Source organism: Pseudomonas sp. Tav-5-1A, from assembly GCF_055755055.1.
The window spans coordinates 6,041,136-6,059,094 of record NZ_CM146901.1 but is presented as its reverse complement, the minus strand read 5'-3'; the positions used below and the strand labels follow the sequence as shown (position 1 = coordinate 6,059,094).

Here is a 17,959-nt window from a genome sequence, read left to right as displayed (position 1 = left end):
AAGTGGCGGCCGGTTCAGCGCGGCCAGTGGTCGGGCAAGCGGCAGGCCCGTACCAGCGCCTTGCGGTATTCGTTGTCGAGGCGCTCGATCAGCTCATCGGCGCTGGGTATATCGTCGATCTCGCCGACACCCTGGCCGGCGGACCAGATGGTCTTCCACGCCTTGGCCTCGTCATCGATGGGCTTGAGCTTGGCCTGGGCACCGGCAGCCGCGAGGGTGGCCAGGTCGAAACCGGCATCTTCCAGGCTCTTGCGCATGAAACTGGCCGGCACCCCGGACACCGCAGGGGTATGGATGATATCGGCGGCATGGGCTGCCAGCAGCATGTCTTTATAGGCTGCGGGTGCGTGGCTTTCCTGACAGGCGATAAAGCGCGTGCCCAGGTACGCCAGGTCGGCGCCCAACAGCTGCGCGGCAAGAATCTCGCGGCCATGGTTGATGCAGCCGGCCAGCAGCAGGGTCTTGTCGAAGAACTGGCGAATCTCGGCCACCAGCGCGAACGGGCTCCAGGTCCCGGCGTGGCCACCGGCGCCGGCGGCCACGGCAATCAGGCCATCGACGCCGGCCTGGGCGGCTTTCTCGGCGTGGCGCCGGGTAGTGACGTCGTGAAAGACCAGGCCGCCATAACTGTGCACGGCATCCACCACTTCCTTCACCGCGCCCAGGCTGGTGATGACAATCGGCACCTTGTGTTCGATGCAAATCGCCAGGTCGGCTTCCAGGCGGGGGTTGCTGTTGTGCACGATGAGGTTGACGGCATAGGGCGCCGGCTTGTCCAGCGCCGCCAGGCCGGCCTCGATTTCCACCAGCCAGGCCTTGAAGCCGGCGCTGTCACGCTGGTTCAGCGCGGGAAAGCTGCCGACCACGCCGTTGCGGCAGCAGGCCAGCACCAGTTGCGGGTTGGAGATGAGAAACATCGGTGCCGCCACCACGGGCAGGCGCAGGCGTTGGTCCAGCGATGGGGGCAGCGACATGATGGGTTCTCTTGTGGGTTGGGTTGATCCTAGAACGGTTTCACCACCACCAGAATTACGATAGCCAGCAAAAACAGCACGGGAACTTCGTTGAACCAGCGATAAAAGACATGGCTGCGGGTGTTTTCGCCACGGGCAAAGCGCTTCACCTGGGCGCCGCACATATGATGGTAGCCAATCAGCAGGAACACGAAGGTCAGTTTGGCGTGCAACCAGCCCTGGCTCAAATAGCCGGGGAGCAGGTAGAGCAGCCAGGCGCCGAACACCAGGGTGGCGATCATCGAAGGGCCCATGATGCCGCGGTACAGCTTGCGCTCCATGACCATGAAGCGTTGCTTGCTGGGCTCATCCTCGCTGCTGGCGTGGTAGACGAACAGGCGCGGCAGGTAGAACAGGCCGGCAAACCAGCAGACCATGCTGATGATGTGCAGGGCTTTGATCCATAGATAGAGCATTTTTTGAAGTTTCCAGGTTCACGGTAGCGCCGATAGTAGTGCCCCAGGCTGCCGCACGTCACCTCAACGGTTGTTAGCAGATGCTCTGGCCCCGTATTATCAGCGGTTTCCTAGTCGGTTCGTTGAAAGGGGCAGGTATATGGTCAAGGTCGGTATTGTCGGCGGCACGGGTTACACCGGGGTCGAGCTGCTGCGTCTGTTGGCGTCGCATCCGCAGGCGGAAGTCGCCGTCATCACCTCGCGCTCCGAGGCGGGTGTGCCCGTGGCGGACATGTACCCCAACCTGCGCGGCCACTACGATGGCCTGGCCTTCAGCGTGCCGGACACCAAGACCCTGGGCGCCTGCGACGTGGTGTTCTTCGCCACCCCGCACGGCGTCGCGCACTCCCTGGCGGGCGAGCTGCTGGCCGCGGGCACCAAGGTCATCGACCTGTCGGCAGACTTCCGCCTGCAGGACGCCGAAGAGTGGGCCAAATGGTACGGCCAGCCCCACGGCGCGCCTGAGCTGCTGAAGGACGCCGTGTACGGCCTGCCGGAAGTGAACCGCGAGCAGATCCGCAACGCCCGCCTGATCGCCGTGCCTGGCTGCTACCCAACCGCCACCCAACTGGGCTTCCTGCCGCTGCTGGAAGCTGGCCTGGCCGATGCCTCGCGCCTGATCGCCGACTGCAAGTCCGGTGTCAGCGGCGCTGGCCGTGGCGCTGCCGTGGGCTCGCTGTTCTGCGAGGCCGGCGAAAGCATGAAGGCCTACTCGGTGAAGGGCCACCGTCACCTGCCGGAAATCACCCAGGGGCTGCGCCGCGCTGCCGGTGGCGACGTGGGCCTGACCTTCGTGCCGCACCTGACGCCGATGATCCGCGGTATCCATTCCACCCTCTACGCAACCGTGGTGGACAAGGCCGTGGACCTGCAGGCGCTGTTCGAGAAGCGTTATGCCGATGAACCGTTCGTCGACGTCATGCCGGCCGGCAGCCACCCGGAGACCCGCAGCGTGCGTGGCGCCAACGTCTGCCGCATCGCCGTGCATCGCCCACAAGGCGGTGACCTGGTGGTGGTGCTGTCGGTCATCGACAACCTGGTCAAGGGCGCATCGGGCCAGGCCGTGCAGAACCTCAACATCCTCTTCGGCCTCGACGAGCGCCTGGGCCTGTCCCACGCCGGCATGCTGCCGTAAGCCCCAACGCCGGTCAGCGCACAATTGTTGACCCTTTTTCTAGGAGAAGCGGATAATGCCGCCATTACGTTTTATGGCGGCTTACGCCGGGAGAGAGTCAGCATGAGCGTCGAATCCTTCACACCCACGGCTTTGCAATTCACCCACGGTGCTGCGCACAAGGTGAAGAGCCTGGTCGACGAAGAAGGCAATGAGCGTCTGAAACTGCGGGTTTTCGTGACCGGTGGCGGTTGCTCGGGCTTCCAGTACGGCTTCACCTTCGATGAAGATGTGGCCGAGGATGACACCATTGTCGAGCGCGAAGGCGTGAGCCTGGTGGTCGACCCAATGAGCTTCCAGTACCTGGCAGGTGCTGAAGTGGATTACCAGGAAGGCCTGGAGGGTTCGCGTTTCGTTATCAACAACCCTAATGCCTCTACCACTTGCGGTTGCGGTCAGTCGTTCTCGATCTGATCACCTGCAGGGCAAGGCCAGACGCCGCGTTCATACGCGGCGTTTTGCTGTCTGGCGTTCAGGCGGGGTAGATGGCCCCAAGCACACGCAACCCACGGGCGCCGGTGACGCTGGGGCGGTTGGTGGGGATGCCTTCCAGGCAGCAATGGGCCAGCCAGGCGAATGCCATGGCTTCCACCCAGTCCGGGTCCACGCCGTGGCCAGCGGTGCTGTCGACGCGGGTGTTGGGCACCAGCTGCGCCAGGCGTTGCATCAGCGCGCGGTTGTGGGCGCCGCCGCCGCACACCAGCAGCTCGTCGGTGTGAGGCTGGGCGTGGCGTAGGGAGTCGACGATGGTGCGGGCGGTCAACTCCAGCAGGGTTGCCTGCACGTCGGCATCGGCCACGTCGTTTACCTTCGCCAGGTGTGCCTGCAGCCAGGGCAGGTTGAACACCTCGCGGCCGGTGCTCTTGGGGCCGGTGCCGGCGAAGAACGGGTCGCTGAGCAGCTCGGCCAGCAGCGCCGGGTGTACGCTGCCGCTGGCAGCCCAGGCGCCGTCGCGGTCGTAGTCCAGGCCCTGGCGGGCATTGATCCAGGCGTCGAGCAACACGTTGCCGGGGCCGCAGTCGAAACCGCTGACCGGCTTGTCGGCCTCGATCAGGCTCAGGTTGCTGAAACCACCTACGTTGAGCACGGCCAGGTGCCGGCCCTGGCTGGCGAAGATGGCATCGTGGAAGGCGGGCACCAACGGCGCGCCCTGGCCACCGGCGGCCACGTCACGGCGGCGGAAGTCGCCGACGGTGGTGATGCCGGTCAACTCGGCCAGCAGCGCCGGGTTGCCGATCTGCACGGTGAAGCCGCGTGCCGGTTCGTGACGCACGGTCTGGCCGTGGCTGCCGATGGCACGGATATCCGCAGGGGTGAGGTGCTGTTGTTGCAAGAGGGTATGGATGCCCTCGGCGGCCAGGGTGGCCCACTGGTTCTCCGCCAGGGCGGCGCGGGCTATCTCGTCCGGGCCGCTGGCGCACAGGGCCAGCAGGTCGCCGCGCAGCCCGCTGGGCATCGGCAGGTACCGGCTGGCCAGCAGGCGCACGCTGGCGCCTTGCTCAACCAGCGCAATATCCAGCCCATCGAGGCTGGTGCCGGACATCACGCCGATATAAAGGGCCATGACTTACTTCTTGCTCGCGACCATGGTGGATTTCTCCTGGTCCATGTGGGCGATCAGCGGCTGCGAGATTTGCATGAAGCGGCTCTTCTCGTTGCGCGCAATCGGGTCGGCCATGGGCAGCTTCTGCCCCAGCGGGTCGACGTGCACGCCGTTCACCTGGAACTCGTAATGCACGTGCGGGCCGGTGGACAGGCCGGTGGTGCCGATGTAGCCGATGACCTGGCCCTGTTTCACTACCGAGCCTGCGTGGATGCCCTTGGCGAAGCCCTGCATGTGCGCGTACAGCGTCTTGTAGGTCTTGCCGTGCTCGATGATCACGGTGTTGCCGTAGCCGCCACGGCGCCCGGCCAGTTCGACCTTGCCGTCGCCCGTGGCCTTGATGGGCGTGCCGCGCGGGGCGGCGTAGTCCACGCCCTGGTGCGCGCGGATCTTGTTCAGGATGGGGTGGAAGCGGCCCACCGAGAAGCGCGAGCTGATACGGGCGAAGTCCACCGGCGAGCGCACGAAGGCCTTGCGCAGGCTGTTGCCCTCGGCGCTGTAGTAGTTGGTGGTGCCTTGCTTGTTGGTGTAGCGCACCGCGGTGTAGGTCTTGCCACGGTTGCTGAAGCGCGCGGCGAGGATGTTGCCGGTGCCGATCACCTTGCCGTTCAGCACCTTCTGTTCGTACATCACGTCGAACACGTCGCCCTGGCGGATATCCTGGGCGAAGTCCACGTCGTAGTTGAAGATGCGCACCAGGTCCATGACCTGGTTGTGCGACAGGCCGGCGCGCTGGCCGGACAGCGACAGCGAGTTCTTGATCACGCCATGGGCGTAGGCCTCGCGCATGACGGGCTTGATCACGTCGCGGTTGAAGGCGAAGCCCTTGGCGCCGCGCACCAGGCGGATGGTCTCGGTGTTGCTGAGCTTGGTGTGCAGGCTGGCGAGCTGGCCGTCCGGGCCGATCTCGAACTCCAGCACCTGGCCGTTCTTGAGCTGGGCGAACTGCTTGGCCTGTTTGTCGCTGGCCATGACTTCCTGGGCGGCGGAGGCGGGCAGGCCGGCTTCGTCGAACAGCTTGGACAGGGTGTCGCCCTTGCGCACGGTGACTTCGCGGTGGTTCGGGCCCTTCTTGGGGGCGTCATCGGCGGCGCTGGCGACCGGTTCCGGCTTGTCCGGGGTGTCTTGTGCGGTGTCCTGGTCCTGGTCGTCTTCGTTGTCTATATGCGCGAAGGGCGCTGGCGCGGCCTGTTCTTCGCCAAGGTCGGTGGCTGGCGCGTCTTTCTGCGCCTGCTTGAGCTGGTCGGCTGGGGTCTCCAGCTCCAGCGGCGTGGAGTTGCGCTTGGCTTCCACTTCGCTGGAGGGAAATATCAGCATGGCTAGGCTGAGCAGGGCGGCGATGCCGCTTGCAGCCAGCAGGTGGCTCTTCGGATAAAGCGGAGGCGCTTTAGGCGGTTCGCTGGTCATAGGTAATTTTGACTTTGAAAAAAGATGAAATGGAAAAGATGAATGACATGATAAAGATGAAATAACTGTATAAAATATAACCAAATCCTTGCCAAAGCAAGCTCGCAGACGCCTCGACCCGCCCCCGGGGTCACACGCAAGTCAAAAACTTGTAATTGGTGTCTGATCTTGTATCGTTGGCCCCATTTGAATCCAAGCCTTGCGGGTAGGTTATGAAGTCGGTTGAAGAGCAGCTAGCGCTGATCAAGCGTGGTGCGGAAGAGGTGTTGGTCGAGGCTGAACTGGTCGAGAAGCTCAAGCGCGGGCAGCCGCTGCGTATCAAGGCTGGTTTCGACCCGACGGCGCCTGACCTGCACCTGGGCCACACGGTGCTTATTAATAAGCTGCGCCAGTTCCAGGAGCTGGGGCACCACGTGATCTTCCTGATCGGGGATTTCACCGGCCTGATCGGCGACCCCAGCGGCAAGAGCGCCACGCGCCCGCCGCTGACTCGCGAGCAGGTGCTAGCCAACGCCGAGACCTACAAGGCCCAGGTGTTCAAGATCCTCGATCCGGCCAAGACCGAGGTGGCGTTCAACTCCACCTGGATGGACGCCATGAGCCCGGCGGACTTCATTCGCCTGTCGTCCCAGTACACCGTGGCGCGGATGCTCGAGCGCGATGACTTCGACAAGCGCTACAAGTCCAACCAGTCCATCGCCATCCACGAGTTCCTCTACCCGCTGGTGCAGGGCTACGACTCGGTTGCCCTGAAGGCAGACGTCGAGCTGGGCGGCACCGACCAGAAGTTCAACCTGCTGATGGGGCGTGAGCTGCAGCGCGCCTACGGCCAGGAAGCCCAGAACATCGTGACCATGCCGCTGCTCGAAGGCCTGGACGGCGTGAAGAAGATGTCCAAGTCCCTGGGCAACTACGTCGGCATCCAGGAAGCGCCGGGCGTTATGTACAGCAAGCTGGTGTCCATCCCGGATGCGCTGATGTGGCGTTACTTCGAGCTGCTGAGCTTCCGCTCCATGGAAGAGATCAATGCCTTCAAGGCCGAGGTCGAGGCCGGTGCCAACCCGCGCGATATCAAGATCAAGCTGGCGGAAGAGATCGTCGCGCGTTTCCATGGCGAAGAAGCCGCTGCCAACGCGCACCGTGGTGCGGGCAACCGCATGAAGGATGGCGAGCTGCCGGAAGATCTCCCAGAGGTGGAGCTCACGGGTGGTGAAGACATGCCTATCGCCGCGATCCTCAACCAGGCTGGCCTGGTGAAGAACTCGGCGGCTGCTCGCGATCTGTTGTCGGCGGGTAGTGTGCGTATCGATGGTGAGGTGGTTGACCGTGGTTTTGTCTTTGCACTGGGAGCGACCCATGTCTGCCAGGCCGGCAAGAAGGCTTTCGCGCGGATTACCCTCAAGCAGGGCTGATTGCTGCGTAGCTATATAGAAGGCGGGCCGGCAGGCCCGCCTTTTTGCTTTTCGGCGGCCTCGAAAGCCACGCTGAAACATTTCTGAAATAAACGCTTGACCCGCTCCTGGATCTCTCTATAATTCGCCCCACTTCCGGCGCAACCGAAAAGGAAAACTCCTTGAAATTCAACGAGTTAACCGAAGTAAGCGATTCTGGAAGGTTTCGATATCAACGTCGAAAGCGGTGAAAAAGGCAGTTGACAGCAACGCAAGTTGCTGTAGAATTCGCCTCCCGCTAACGAGAGATCGAAGCGAGCCAAGTGGTTGAAGTTGTTAGAGATTCTCTGAAAAACTTCAAAATAAACGCTTGACAGGCTCTGAGGAAAGCGTAGAATGCGCGCCTCGGTTGAGACGAAAGAATCAACCAACCGCTCTTTAACAATTGAATCAAGCAATTCGTGTGGGTGCTTGTGACTCAGACTGATAGTCAAAAAGATTATCAGCATCATAAGTTACTCCGCGAGAAATCAAAGATGTAACCAACGATTGCTGAGCCAAGTTTATAGGGTTTTCTCAAAACCCGATTGCAGTATTGAACTGAAGAGTTTGATCATGGCTCAGATTGAACGCTGGCGGCAGGCCTAACACATGCAAGTCGAGCGGATGAGAAGAGCTTGCTCTTCGATTCAGCGGCGGACGGGTGAGTAATGCCTAGGAATCTGCCTGGTAGTGGGGGACAACGTTTCGAAAGGAACGCTAATACCGCATACGTCCTACGGGAGAAAGCAGGGGACCTTCGGGCCTTGCGCTATCAGATGAGCCTAGGTCGGATTAGCTAGTTGGTGAGGTAATGGCTCACCAAGGCGACGATCCGTAACTGGTCTGAGAGGATGATCAGTCACACTGGAACTGAGACACGGTCCAGACTCCTACGGGAGGCAGCAGTGGGGAATATTGGACAATGGGCGAAAGCCTGATCCAGCCATGCCGCGTGTGTGAAGAAGGTCTTCGGATTGTAAAGCACTTTAAGGTGGGAGGAAGGGCAGTAAGCTAATACCTTGCTGTTTTGACGTTACCGCCAGAATAAGCACCGGCTAACTCTGTGCCAGCAGCCGCGGTAATACAGAGGGTGCAAGCGTTAATCGGAATTACTGGGCGTAAAGCGCGCGTAGGTGGTTTGTTAAGTTGGATGTGAAATCCCCGGGCTCAACCTGGGAACTGCATCCAAAACTGGCAAGCTAGAGTATGGTAGAGGGTAGTGGAATTTCCTGTGTAGCGGTGAAATGCGTAGATATAGGAAGGAACACCAGTGGCGAAGGCGACTACCTGGACTGATACTGACACTGAGGTGCGAAAGCGTGGGGAGCAAACAGGATTAGATACCCTGGTAGTCCACGCCGTAAACGATGTCAACTAGCCGTTGGGGACCTTGAGTCTTTAGTGGCGCAGCTAACGCATTAAGTTGACCGCCTGGGGAGTACGGCCGCAAGGTTAAAACTCAAATGAATTGACGGGGGCCCGCACAAGCGGTGGAGCATGTGGTTTAATTCGAAGCAACGCGAAGAACCTTACCAGGCCTTGACATCCAATGAACTTTCCAGAGATGGATTGGTGCCTTCGGGAACATTGAGACAGGTGCTGCATGGCTGTCGTCAGCTCGTGTCGTGAGATGTTGGGTTAAGTCCCGTAACGAGCGCAACCCTTGTCCTTAGTTACCAGCACGTTATGGTGGGCACTCTAAGGAGACTGCCGGTGACAAACCGGAGGAAGGTGGGGATGACGTCAAGTCATCATGGCCCTTACGGCCTGGGCTACACACGTGCTACAATGGTCGGTACAGAGGGTTGCCAAGCCGCGAGGTGGAGCTAATCTCACAAAACCGATCGTAGTCCGGATCGCAGTCTGCAACTCGACTGCGTGAAGTCGGAATCGCTAGTAATCGCGAATCAGAATGTCGCGGTGAATACGTTCCCGGGCCTTGTACACACCGCCCGTCACACCATGGGAGTGGGTTGCACCAGAAGTAGCTAGTCTAACCTTCGGGAGGACGGTTACCACGGTGTGATTCATGACTGGGGTGAAGTCGTAACAAGGTAGCCGTAGGGGAACCTGCGGCTGGATCACCTCCTTAATCGACGACATCAGCTGTATCATGAGCTCCCACACGAATTGCTTGATTCATTGAAGAAGACGATATCGGTAACAGCTCTTAACTGGGTCTGTAGCTCAGTTGGTTAGAGCGCACCCCTGATAAGGGTGAGGTCGGCAGTTCGAATCTGCCCAGACCCACCAGTTTCTTGTTGGGGCCATAGCTCAGCTGGGAGAGCGCCTGCCTTGCACGCAGGAGGTCAGCGGTTCGATCCCGCTTGGCTCCACCACCTACCGACAAAGCTTAGAAATGAGCATTCGCATCGAATGTTGATTTCTGAACTTTATCAGAATCGTTCTTTAAAAATTTGGGTATGTGATAGAAAGATAGACTGGATAGCACTTTCACTGGTGTTTATTCAGGCTAAGGTAAAATTTGTGATTCAAATTGCAAATTTTCGGCGAATGTCGTCTTCATAGTATAACCAGATTGCTTGGGGTTATATGGTCAAGTGAAGAAGCGCATACGGTGGATGCCTTGGCAGTCAGAGGCGATGAAAGACGTGGTAGCCTGCGAAAAGCTTCGGGGAGTCGGCAAACAGACTGTGATCCGGAGATGTCTGAATGGGGGAACCCAGCCATCATAAGATGGTTATCTTGTACTGAATACATAGGTGCAAGAAGCGAACCAGGGGAACTGAAACATCTAAGTACCCTGAGGAAAAGAAATCAACCGAGATTCCCTTAGTAGTGGCGAGCGAACGGGGACCAGCCCTTAAGTGGCTTTGAGATTAGCGGAACGCTCTGGAAAGTGCGGCCATAGTGGGTGATAGCCCTGTACGCGAAAATCTCTTGGTCATGAAATCGAGTAGGACGGAGCACGAGAAACTTTGTCTGAATATGGGGGGACCATCCTCCAAGGCTAAATACTACTGACTGACCGATAGTGAACTAGTACCGTGAGGGAAAGGCGAAAAGAACCCCGGAGAGGGGAGTGAAATAGATCCTGAAACCGTATGCGTACAAGCAGTGGGAGCAGACTTTGTTCTGTGACTGCGTACCTTTTGTATAATGGGTCAGCGACTTATATTCAGTGGCGAGCTTAACCGAATAGGGGAGGCGTAGCGAAAGCGAGTCTTAATAGGGCGTTTAGTCGCTGGGTATAGACCCGAAACCGGGCGATCTATCCATGGGCAGGTTGAAGGTTAGGTAACACTGACTGGAGGACCGAACCGACTACCGTTGAAAAGTTAGCGGATGACCTGTGGATCGGAGTGAAAGGCTAATCAAGCTCGGAGATAGCTGGTTCTCCTCGAAAGCTATTTAGGTAGCGCCTCATGTATCACTGTAGGGGGTAGAGCACTGTTTCGGCTAGGGGGTCATCCCGACTTACCAAACCGATGCAAACTCCGAATACCTACAAGTGCCGAGCATGGGAGACACACGGCGGGTGCTAACGTCCGTCGTGAAAAGGGAAACAACCCAGACCGTCAGCTAAGGTCCCAAAGTCATGGTTAAGTGGGAAACGATGTGGGAAGGCTTAGACAGCTAGGAGGTTGGCTTAGAAGCAGCCACCCTTTAAAGAAAGCGTAATAGCTCACTAGTCGAGTCGGCCTGCGCGGAAGATGTAACGGGGCTCAAACCATGCACCGAAGCTACGGGTATCACCTTTGGGTGATGCGGTAGAGGAGCGTTCTGTAAGCCTGTGAAGGTGAGTTGAGAAGCTTGCTGGAGGTATCAGAAGTGCGAATGCTGACATGAGTAACGACAATGGGTGTGAAAAACACCCACGCCGAAAGACCAAGGTTTCCTGCGCAACGTTAATCGACGCAGGGTTAGTCGGTCCCTAAGGCGAGGCTGAAAAGCGTAGTCGATGGAAAACAGGTTAATATTCCTGTACTTCCGGTTATTGCGATGGAGGGACGGAGAAGGCTAGGCCAGCTTGGCGTTGGTTGTCCAAGTTTAAGGTGGTAGGCTGGGATCTTAGGTAAATCCGGGATCCTAAGGCCGAGAGCTGATGACGAGTTGCCTTTAGGCGACGAAGTGGTTGATGCCATGCTTCCAAGAAAAGCTTCTAAGCTTCAGATAACCGGGAACCGTACCCCAAACCGACACAGGTGGTTGGGTAGAGAATACCAAGGCGCTTGAGAGAACTCGGGTGAAGGAACTAGGCAAAATGGCACCGTAACTTCGGGAGAAGGTGCGCCGGTGAGGGTGAAGGACTTGCTCCGTAAGCCCATGCCGGTCGAAGATACCAGGCCGCTGCGACTGTTTATTAAAAACACAGCACTCTGCAAACACGAAAGTGGACGTATAGGGTGTGACGCCTGCCCGGTGCCGGAAGGTTAATTGATGGGGTTAGCTAACGCGAAGCTCTTGATCGAAGCCCCGGTAAACGGCGGCCGTAACTATAACGGTCCTAAGGTAGCGAAATTCCTTGTCGGGTAAGTTCCGACCTGCACGAATGGCGTAACGATGGCGGCGCTGTCTCCACCCGAGACTCAGTGAAATTGAAATCGCTGTGAAGATGCAGTGTATCCGCGGCTAGACGGAAAGACCCCGTGAACCTTTACTATAGCTTTGCACTGGACTTTGAATTTGCTTGTGTAGGATAGGTGGGAGGCTTTGAAGCGTGGACGCCAGTTCGCGTGGAGCCATCCTTGAAATACCACCCTGGCAACTTTGAGGTTCTAACTCAGGTCCGTTATCCGGATCGAGGACAGTGTATGGTGGGTAGTTTGACTGGGGCGGTCTCCTCCTAAAGAGTAACGGAGGAGTACGAAGGTGCGCTCAGACCGGTCGGAAATCGGTCGTAGAGTATAAAGGCAAAAGCGCGCTTGACTGCGAGACAGACACGTCGAGCAGGTACGAAAGTAGGTCTTAGTGATCCGGTGGTTCTGTATGGAAGGGCCATCGCTCAACGGATAAAAGGTACTCCGGGGATAACAGGCTGATACCGCCCAAGAGTTCATATCGACGGCGGTGTTTGGCACCTCGATGTCGGCTCATCACATCCTGGGGCTGAAGCCGGTCCCAAGGGTATGGCTGTTCGCCATTTAAAGTGGTACGCGAGCTGGGTTTAGAACGTCGTGAGACAGTTCGGTCCCTATCTGCCGTGGACGTTTGAGATTTGAGAGGGGCTGCTCCTAGTACGAGAGGACCGGAGTGGACGAACCTCTGGTGTTCCGGTTGTCACGCCAGTGGCATTGCCGGGTAGCTATGTTCGGAAAAGATAACCGCTGAAAGCATCTAAGCGGGAAACTTGCCTCAAGATGAGATCTCACTGGAACCTTGAGTTCCCTAAAGGGCCGTCGAAGACTACGACGTTGATAGGTTGGGTGTGTAAGCGCTGTGAGGCGTTGAGCTAACCAATACTAATTGCCCGTGAGGCTTGACCATATAACACCCAAGCAATTTGCGTCGAATGACCAGATTGCGGTGTTGTGAAGATGATACGAACCGAAAGTTTGCATTTCACAAATACCATCACATACCCGATTCGCTGGAGTGCCTCCCAAAGGGCATCCTGGCTACAGAATTTCTTGACGACCATAGAGCATTGGAACCACCTGATCCCATCCCGAACTCAGCAGTGAAACGATGCATCGCCGATGGTAGTGTGGGGTTTCCCCATGTGAGAGTAGGTCATCGTCAAGATTAAATTCCGAAACCCCCATCTGCGAAGGCAGGTGGGGGTTTTGTCTTTATGGCGTGCGCAAAAACTCCCCGGACGCGGCCTGTGGCCGCTGCTACGGGCCATGTTTCCGGCCATTTCTATGCAACGGCCATCAGCATGGCTATCATGCCTGCCTCATTGTGAGGCGAATCTGGCATGTTGACGTTGTTGAATCTCTTGAAGGATGGTCGCTTCCATTCCGGCCAGGACTTGGGAGCCGCCTTGGGTATCAGCCGCAGCGCTGTCTGGAAGCAGCTGCAGCACCTGGAGGCCGAGCTCAATCTCCCTATCCACAAGGTCCGCGGCCGCGGTTATCAGCTGGCTGCGCCCTTGGCGTTGTTGGAGGCGGACGCCATAGACGCCTATGCGGGCGCCCCAGGCTGGCCGACCTTGATCTTTGATTCCATTGATTCCACCAACGCCGAGGCGCTACGGGCCATCGGCAGGGGGGAGAGTGCGCCTTTCCTGGTGCTGGCTGAACGGCAGTCGGCAGGGCGGGGGCGTCGTGGGCGCACCTGGGTCAGCCCGTTCGCGGAAAACCTCTATTACAGCCTGGTATTGCGCATCGATGGCGGCCTGCGCCAGCTCGAAGGCTTGAGCCTGGTCGTGGGGGTGGCAGTGATGCAGGCCCTGCGTGAGCTGGGCATCGCCAAGGCCGGGCTGAAGTGGCCCAATGACCTGTTGGTGGACCAGCGCAAGATAGCCGGCATTCTCCTGGAGCTGGTGGGTGACCCTGCCGATGTCTGCCACGTGGTGCTGGGTATTGGCATCAATGTGAACATGCAGGCAACCGATGCGGTCGACCAGCAGTGGACCTCCATGCAACTGGAGGCCGGCAAGGCCATTGATCGTAATCAGCTGGTGGCCATCCTCAACCAGCGCCTGGAGCAGTACCTGGCCTTGCATCGCGAGCAGGGTTTCGCAGCGATCCAAGCGCTATGGGAGGCCAATCATGTCTGGCAAGGGCGTGCGGTATCGCTGATCGCTGGAGTCAACCAGATAGACGGCGTGGTATTGGGCATCAATCACCAGGGCGCGTTGCGCCTCGAGGTTGATGGCGTGGAAAAAAGCTTTAGCGGTGGTGAGCTCAGCCTGAGGTTGCGCAATGATTCTTGAGCTGGACTGCGGTAACAGTTTCATCAAATGGCGGGTCATCGCGGGTGAGGGCGGTGCACGCCTTGCCGGTGGCGTCGTGGACGCCGACCAGGTGCTGGTCGAGGCGGTGAAGTCGATCGATGGCCTGCAGCTGCTGCATTGTCGCCTGGTGAGCGTTCGCAACGAAGACGAGACCAGTCGCCTGATGGCGTTGCTGGCCAGTGAGTTCTCCGTACAGCCTGTCTGTGCGCGTCCTGCACAAACATTGGTGGGGGTGCGCAACGGTTACCAGGAATTCGAACGCCTGGGGCTGGACCGTTGGGTGGCCCTGGTAGCGGGTTATAAACTGGCAGGGCGCGCGTGTGTGGTCATCGACCTGGGCACGGCCGTCACTTCCGACTTCGTCGCCCCGGATGGCGAGCACCTGGGTGGGTTCATCTGCCCGGGCATGCCGCTGATGCGCGGGCAGCTGCGCACCCATACCCGCAAGATTCGCTACGACGGCCAGTCCGCCGAGCGCGCCCACGGCAGCCTGGCGCCCGGGCGCAATACGGTAGAGGCAGTGGAGCGTGGTTGCACACAGATGATGCGCGGCTTCGTGCTCACCCAGGTCGAGCAGGCGGCGCAGCTGTGGGGCGATGATTTCACCCTGTATCTCACAGGTGGCGATGCCGAGCTGGTAAAGGATGCAGTGCCAGGTGCCAGCGTCATTCCTGATCTTGTCTTCGTTGGCCTGGCCATCGCTTGTCCGGTGGCCTGAGGTGATTATGCGCTGGTTATTTCTCCTGCTGCTGGTACTCAACGTTTTCTACTTTGTATGGCACCAGCAGGAAGCGCCGCTGAGGCCCAAGGAAGTGACCTCGCTGTCGCTCTACAAGGGCTCCCAGCAGGATATTCGCCTGCTGAGTGAGTCCGATGACGCACGTGCACGTGCTGCGGCTGCAGCCAAGCCGCCGGCGCGTGATGAAAACTGCCTGTACCTGGGCGGCTTTTCGCGGCCTGAACAGCTGGCTCCTATCGAGCAACGCCTCACCAGCCTGGATATTTCCGCTCGCGCGGTGCCGGTTGGCAGCCCCGAAGGCGTTTTTCACTGGCTGCGAATTGCGCCCGAAAGCCGGCGTTTGCTGGACGAAACCCTGCTCCAGAGACTTTCCAATGATTTCAAAGACTTAAAACAGAAAATAATGTTGTGTGAGGGGTTGCAAGGTTCTTGAATCCTGCATAGAATGGCGCCCGCTCCACAGCGATAAGCGGAAACGCTCAAGGTGTGAAGCGACTGTCAAGCGAAGCTAACTTTCAGATTTAATTGAAAAAAACGCTTGACAGAAGGACGGCAGAGGTTGATAATGCCGCCCACGTTCAGGAGGGGTTCCCGAGCGGCCAAAGGGATCAGACTGTAAATCTGACGTCTCAGACTTCGAAGGTTCGAATCCTTCCCCCTCCACCAATTTAGCGTGAGCAGCAAGCTCCGCGGGTATAGTTTAGTGGTAGAACCTCAGCCTTCCAAGCTGATGATGCGGGTTCGATTCCCGCTACCCGCTCCAAGTTTGCTGGTTGTGCAAAGTGTTTCGCTCTTGTAGCTCAGTTGGTAGAGCACACCCTTGGTAAGGGTGAGGTCAGCGGTTCAAATCCGCTCAAGAGCTCCATTACACAGGCAGATATGAAAATATCTGCCTTTGTTTTATAAGTGGTTGTAATCGCTTATTCGGTCCGGCATACTGGTCGGCCTGATTATGTTTCTAGGTCAGTAGCTCAATTGGCAGAGCGACGGTCTCCAAAACCGTAGGTTGGGGGTTCGATTCCCTCCTGACCTGCCAGCTTCACTCGGTGATGTCTGGCTTTCTTTTCACAGGATCCTCCTAGATGACCCCTAAGGCTGAAGCCCAAGACTCTCGCTTTGATCTGCTCAAGTGGCTGGTTGTTGTCGCTTTGGTGGTGGTTGGCGTGGTTGGTAATCAGTATTACCACGCATCTCCGATCCTGTACCGGGTGCTTGCACTGCTCGTCATTGCTGGTGTGGCTGCGTTCACCGCGCTGCAGACCGCCAAAGGCAAGTCGTTCTTCGTCCTGGCAAAGGAAGCTCGTACCGAAATCCGTAAAGTCGTATGGCCAACTCGCCAAGAGACCACGCAGACCACGCTGATCGTAGTGGCGGTCGTCCTGGTCATGGCGTTGCTGTTGTGGGGTCTTGATTCCCTGCTCGGCTGGCTTGTTTCCTTGATCGTCGGCTAAGGGTGTCCCGTGGCTAAGCGTTGGTACGTTGTGCATGCCTACTCGGGTTACGAGAAGCATGTTATGCGCTCTTTGATCGAGCGTGTAAAGCTGGCTGGCATGGAAGACGGTTTTGGCGAAATTCTGGTCCCCACTGAAGAAGTGGTAGAAATGCGCAATGGCCAGAAGCGCAAAAGCGAACGTAAGTTCTTCCCAGGCTATGTGCTGGTCCAGATGGAAATGAACGAGGGTACTTGGCACTTGGTCAAGGACACTCCTCGCGTGATGGGCTTCATCGGCGGTACCGCTGACAAGCCTGCACCAATCACCGACAAGGAAGCTGAAGCTATCCTTCGTCGCGTCGCTGACGGCAGCGACAAGCCAAAGCCCAAGACTCTGTTCGAGCCGGGCGAGGTTGTTCGCGTTACCGATGGTCCGTTCGCGGATTTCAACGGTACCGTCGAAGAGGTCAACTACGAAAAGAGCCGGATCCAAGTGGTCGTGCTCATTTTCGGACGCTCTACTCCGGTAGAGCTCGAGTTCAGTCAGGTCGAAAAGGTCTGATTGAAGGCATATCCCATGCCCCGCAGGCGTAAGCTGCGGGGTTTTGTCGTCTCTGGGATAAAACGCAAGCAACCGGGGAGCCTGAATTGGCGTTCGTACCCGATATTGGAGTAGCTCATGGCTAAGAAGATCACGGCTTACATCAAGCTGCAAGTAAAGGCCGGCCAGGCCAACCCTAGCCCGCCCGTCGGCCCGGCTCTGGGTCAACATGGCGTGAACATCATGGAATTCTGCAAGGCCTTCAACGCCCGTACTCAGGGTCAAGAAGTCGGCTTGCCAACTCCAGTTATCATCACTGTCTACAGTGACCGTAGCTTCACCTTCGAAACCAAAAGCACCCCAGCTTCGGTTCTGCTGAAGAAAGCTGCTGGCCTGACCAGCGGTTCCGCGCGTCCGAACACCGTTAAAGTCGGTACCGTGACCCGTGCTCAGCTGGAAGAAATCGCCAAGGTCAAAAATGCTGACCTGACCGCTGCCGACATGGACGCCGCCGTGCGCACCATCGCTGGCTCGGCTCGCAGCATGGGCCTCAACGTGGAGGGTGTGTAATGGCTAAGCTGACCAAGCGCCAAAAGGCTATTGCTTCCAAAATCGAAGCTGGCAAAGTCTACAACTTCGAAGAAGCCGCCGCTCTGCTGGCTGAGCTGTCGACCGTCAAGTTCAGCGAGTCGTTCGACGTCGCCGTGAACCTGGGCGTTGACCCACGTAAATCCGACCAGGTCGTACGTAGCGCTACCGTGCTGCCACACGGCACTGGCAAGACCGTACGTGTTGCTGTCTTCACCCAAGGTCCAGCTGCTGAAGCTGCCCTGGCTGCAGGCGCAGACCGCGTTGGCATGGACGACCTGGCTGCCGAAATGAAAGGCGGCGACCTGAACTATGACGTAGTCATCGCATCGCCTGATGCCATGCGCGTTGTAGGTCAACTGGGTCAGATCCTGGGTCCACGTGGCCTGATGCCTAACCCGAAAGTCGGTACCGTGACTCCAGACGTAGCCACCGCGGTTAAAAACGCCAAGGCTGGTCAGGTTCGCTACCGCACCGACAAAAACGGCATCATCCACACCTCCGTTGGCAAGGTTGGCTTCGAAGCCACCAAGCTGAAGGAAAACGTTGAAGCCCTGATCGCTGATCTGAAGCGTATCAAGCCAGCTTCCTCGAAAGGTATCTACGTCAAGCGCGTTACCCTGAGCACCACCATGGGCCCAGGTCTGGTCATCGACCAGGGTTCCCTGACCGCTTAAGACGTAAAGCAGGGGTGAGCGATCACCCCTGTTGA

The 17,959-nt window shown here is 58.2% G+C and carries 14 protein-coding genes, 6 tRNA genes and 3 rRNA genes; 19 read left to right on the top strand and 4 right to left on the bottom strand.

All coding sequences use genetic code 11. The features are described 5' to 3' along the window. Nucleotides 1–14: 14 nt before the first annotated feature. Together AC0J42_RS28010 and hemJ are read right to left on the bottom strand one after the other, a co-directional pair. Nucleotides 15–974, bottom strand: a complete 960-nt coding sequence (locus AC0J42_RS28010) for an NAD(P)H-dependent flavin oxidoreductase (protein ID WP_473004655.1) — start codon at nt 972–974, stop codon at nt 15–17. A gap of 29 nt (nt 975–1,003) precedes the next feature. Then, on the bottom strand, nt 1,004–1,429 hold the full coding sequence (gene hemJ, locus AC0J42_RS28005) for a protoporphyrinogen oxidase HemJ (RefSeq protein WP_416427137.1): 426 nt from the start codon (nt 1,427–1,429) through the stop codon (nt 1,004–1,006). Between the two features lie 139 nt (nt 1,430–1,568). Here hemJ and argC point away from each other — a divergent pair, with 139 nt between their 5' ends. Further along, nucleotides 1,569–2,603: an N-acetyl-gamma-glutamyl-phosphate reductase gene (gene argC / locus AC0J42_RS28000; RefSeq protein WP_416427136.1), complete on the top strand. Its 1,035-nt coding sequence runs from the start codon at nt 1,569–1,571 to the stop codon at nt 2,601–2,603. 102 nt (nt 2,604–2,705) lie between these two features. Next, on the top strand, nt 2,706–3,056 hold the full coding sequence (gene erpA / locus AC0J42_RS27995; RefSeq protein WP_416427135.1) for an iron-sulfur cluster insertion protein ErpA: 351 nt from the start codon (nt 2,706–2,708) through the stop codon (nt 3,054–3,056). A 58-nt stretch (nt 3,057–3,114) separates the two neighbouring features. Here erpA and AC0J42_RS27990 read toward each other — a convergent pair whose 3' ends face one another. Next, nucleotides 3,115–4,206: an anhydro-N-acetylmuramic acid kinase gene (locus tag AC0J42_RS27990; RefSeq protein WP_473004653.1), complete on the bottom strand. Its 1,092-nt coding sequence runs from the start codon at nt 4,204–4,206 to the stop codon at nt 3,115–3,117. Nucleotides 4,207–4,209: 3 nt separating this feature from the next. After that, nucleotides 4,210–5,652 carry an OapA family protein gene (locus AC0J42_RS27985; RefSeq protein ID WP_473004652.1) on the bottom strand — a complete coding sequence of 481 codons (1,443 nt, stop codon included), beginning with the start codon at nt 5,650–5,652 and terminating at the stop codon, nt 4,210–4,212. Nucleotides 5,653–5,864: 212 nt separating this feature from the next. On the opposite strand from AC0J42_RS27985, the gene tyrS reads away from it, so the two are divergent. The 17 genes from tyrS to rplA all read left to right on the top strand — a co-directional run bounded on the left by tyrS (nt 5,865) and on the right by rplA (nt 17,924). Then, nucleotides 5,865–7,064 carry a tyrosine--tRNA ligase gene (tyrS, locus tag AC0J42_RS27980; protein WP_416427132.1) on the top strand — a complete coding sequence of 400 codons (1,200 nt, stop codon included), beginning with the start codon at nt 5,865–5,867 and terminating at the stop codon, nt 7,062–7,064. 576 nt (nt 7,065–7,640) lie between these two features. After that, nucleotides 7,641–9,177: ribosomal RNA gene (locus tag AC0J42_RS27975) — 16S ribosomal RNA — on the top strand. An 84-nt stretch (nt 9,178–9,261) separates the two neighbouring features. Beyond that, a tRNA-Ile gene (locus tag AC0J42_RS27970) sits at nt 9,262–9,338 on the top strand. A gap of 10 nt (nt 9,339–9,348) precedes the next feature. After that, nucleotides 9,349–9,424: transfer RNA gene (locus AC0J42_RS27965), tRNA-Ala, on the top strand. A gap of 216 nt (nt 9,425–9,640) precedes the next feature. Next, nucleotides 9,641–12,533 (top strand): 23S ribosomal RNA (locus AC0J42_RS27960). A 142-nt stretch (nt 12,534–12,675) separates the two neighbouring features. Beyond that, a 5S ribosomal RNA gene (rrf, locus tag AC0J42_RS27955) occupies nt 12,676–12,791 on the top strand. The 16S, 23S and 5S rRNA genes sit together here with 2 tRNA genes alongside, the layout of an rRNA operon. 175 nt (nt 12,792–12,966) lie before the next feature. Then, entirely contained in the window at nt 12,967–13,926 is a 960-nt protein-coding gene (birA, locus tag AC0J42_RS27950; RefSeq protein ID WP_473004651.1) for a bifunctional biotin--[acetyl-CoA-carboxylase] ligase/biotin operon repressor BirA, read from the top strand. After that, nucleotides 13,916–14,665, top strand: coding sequence for a pantothenate kinase (locus tag AC0J42_RS27945; RefSeq protein WP_473004649.1), 750 nt, complete (start codon nt 13,916–13,918; stop codon nt 14,663–14,665). The genes birA and AC0J42_RS27945 overlap by 11 nt, the downstream gene beginning before the upstream one ends. A 7-nt stretch (nt 14,666–14,672) precedes the next feature. Beyond that, a complete protein-coding gene (locus tag AC0J42_RS27940) occupies nt 14,673–15,119 on the top strand; it encodes a hypothetical protein (RefSeq protein WP_416427129.1) in 447 nt (148 codons plus the stop codon). 148 nt (nt 15,120–15,267) lie between these two features. Then, nucleotides 15,268–15,352: transfer RNA gene (locus tag AC0J42_RS27935), tRNA-Tyr, on the top strand. A gap of 23 nt (nt 15,353–15,375) precedes the next feature. Continuing rightward, nucleotides 15,376–15,449 (top strand) — tRNA-Gly (locus tag AC0J42_RS27930). Nucleotides 15,450–15,475: 26 nt separating this feature from the next. After that, a tRNA-Thr gene (locus tag AC0J42_RS27925) sits at nt 15,476–15,551 on the top strand. 95 nt (nt 15,552–15,646) lie between these two features. Continuing rightward, nucleotides 15,647–15,722: transfer RNA gene (locus AC0J42_RS27920), tRNA-Trp, on the top strand. A gap of 46 nt (nt 15,723–15,768) precedes the next feature. Next, nucleotides 15,769–16,137 carry a preprotein translocase subunit SecE gene (gene secE, locus AC0J42_RS27915; protein ID WP_027981997.1) on the top strand — a complete coding sequence of 123 codons (369 nt, stop codon included), beginning with the start codon at nt 15,769–15,771 and terminating at the stop codon, nt 16,135–16,137. 9 nt (nt 16,138–16,146) lie between these two features. Further along, nucleotides 16,147–16,680, top strand: a complete 534-nt coding sequence (gene nusG, locus AC0J42_RS27910) for a transcription termination/antitermination protein NusG (RefSeq protein WP_473004648.1) — start codon at nt 16,147–16,149, stop codon at nt 16,678–16,680. 117 nt (nt 16,681–16,797) lie between these two features. Further along, entirely contained in the window at nt 16,798–17,229 is a 432-nt protein-coding gene (rplK, locus tag AC0J42_RS27905; protein WP_416427128.1) for a 50S ribosomal protein L11, read from the top strand. Continuing rightward, on the top strand, nt 17,229–17,924 hold the full coding sequence (rplA, locus tag AC0J42_RS27900) for a 50S ribosomal protein L1 (RefSeq protein ID WP_416427127.1): 696 nt from the start codon (nt 17,229–17,231) through the stop codon (nt 17,922–17,924). Before rplK ends, rplA begins: the two co-directional genes overlap by 1 nt. Nucleotides 17,925–17,959: the final 35 nt, after the last annotated feature.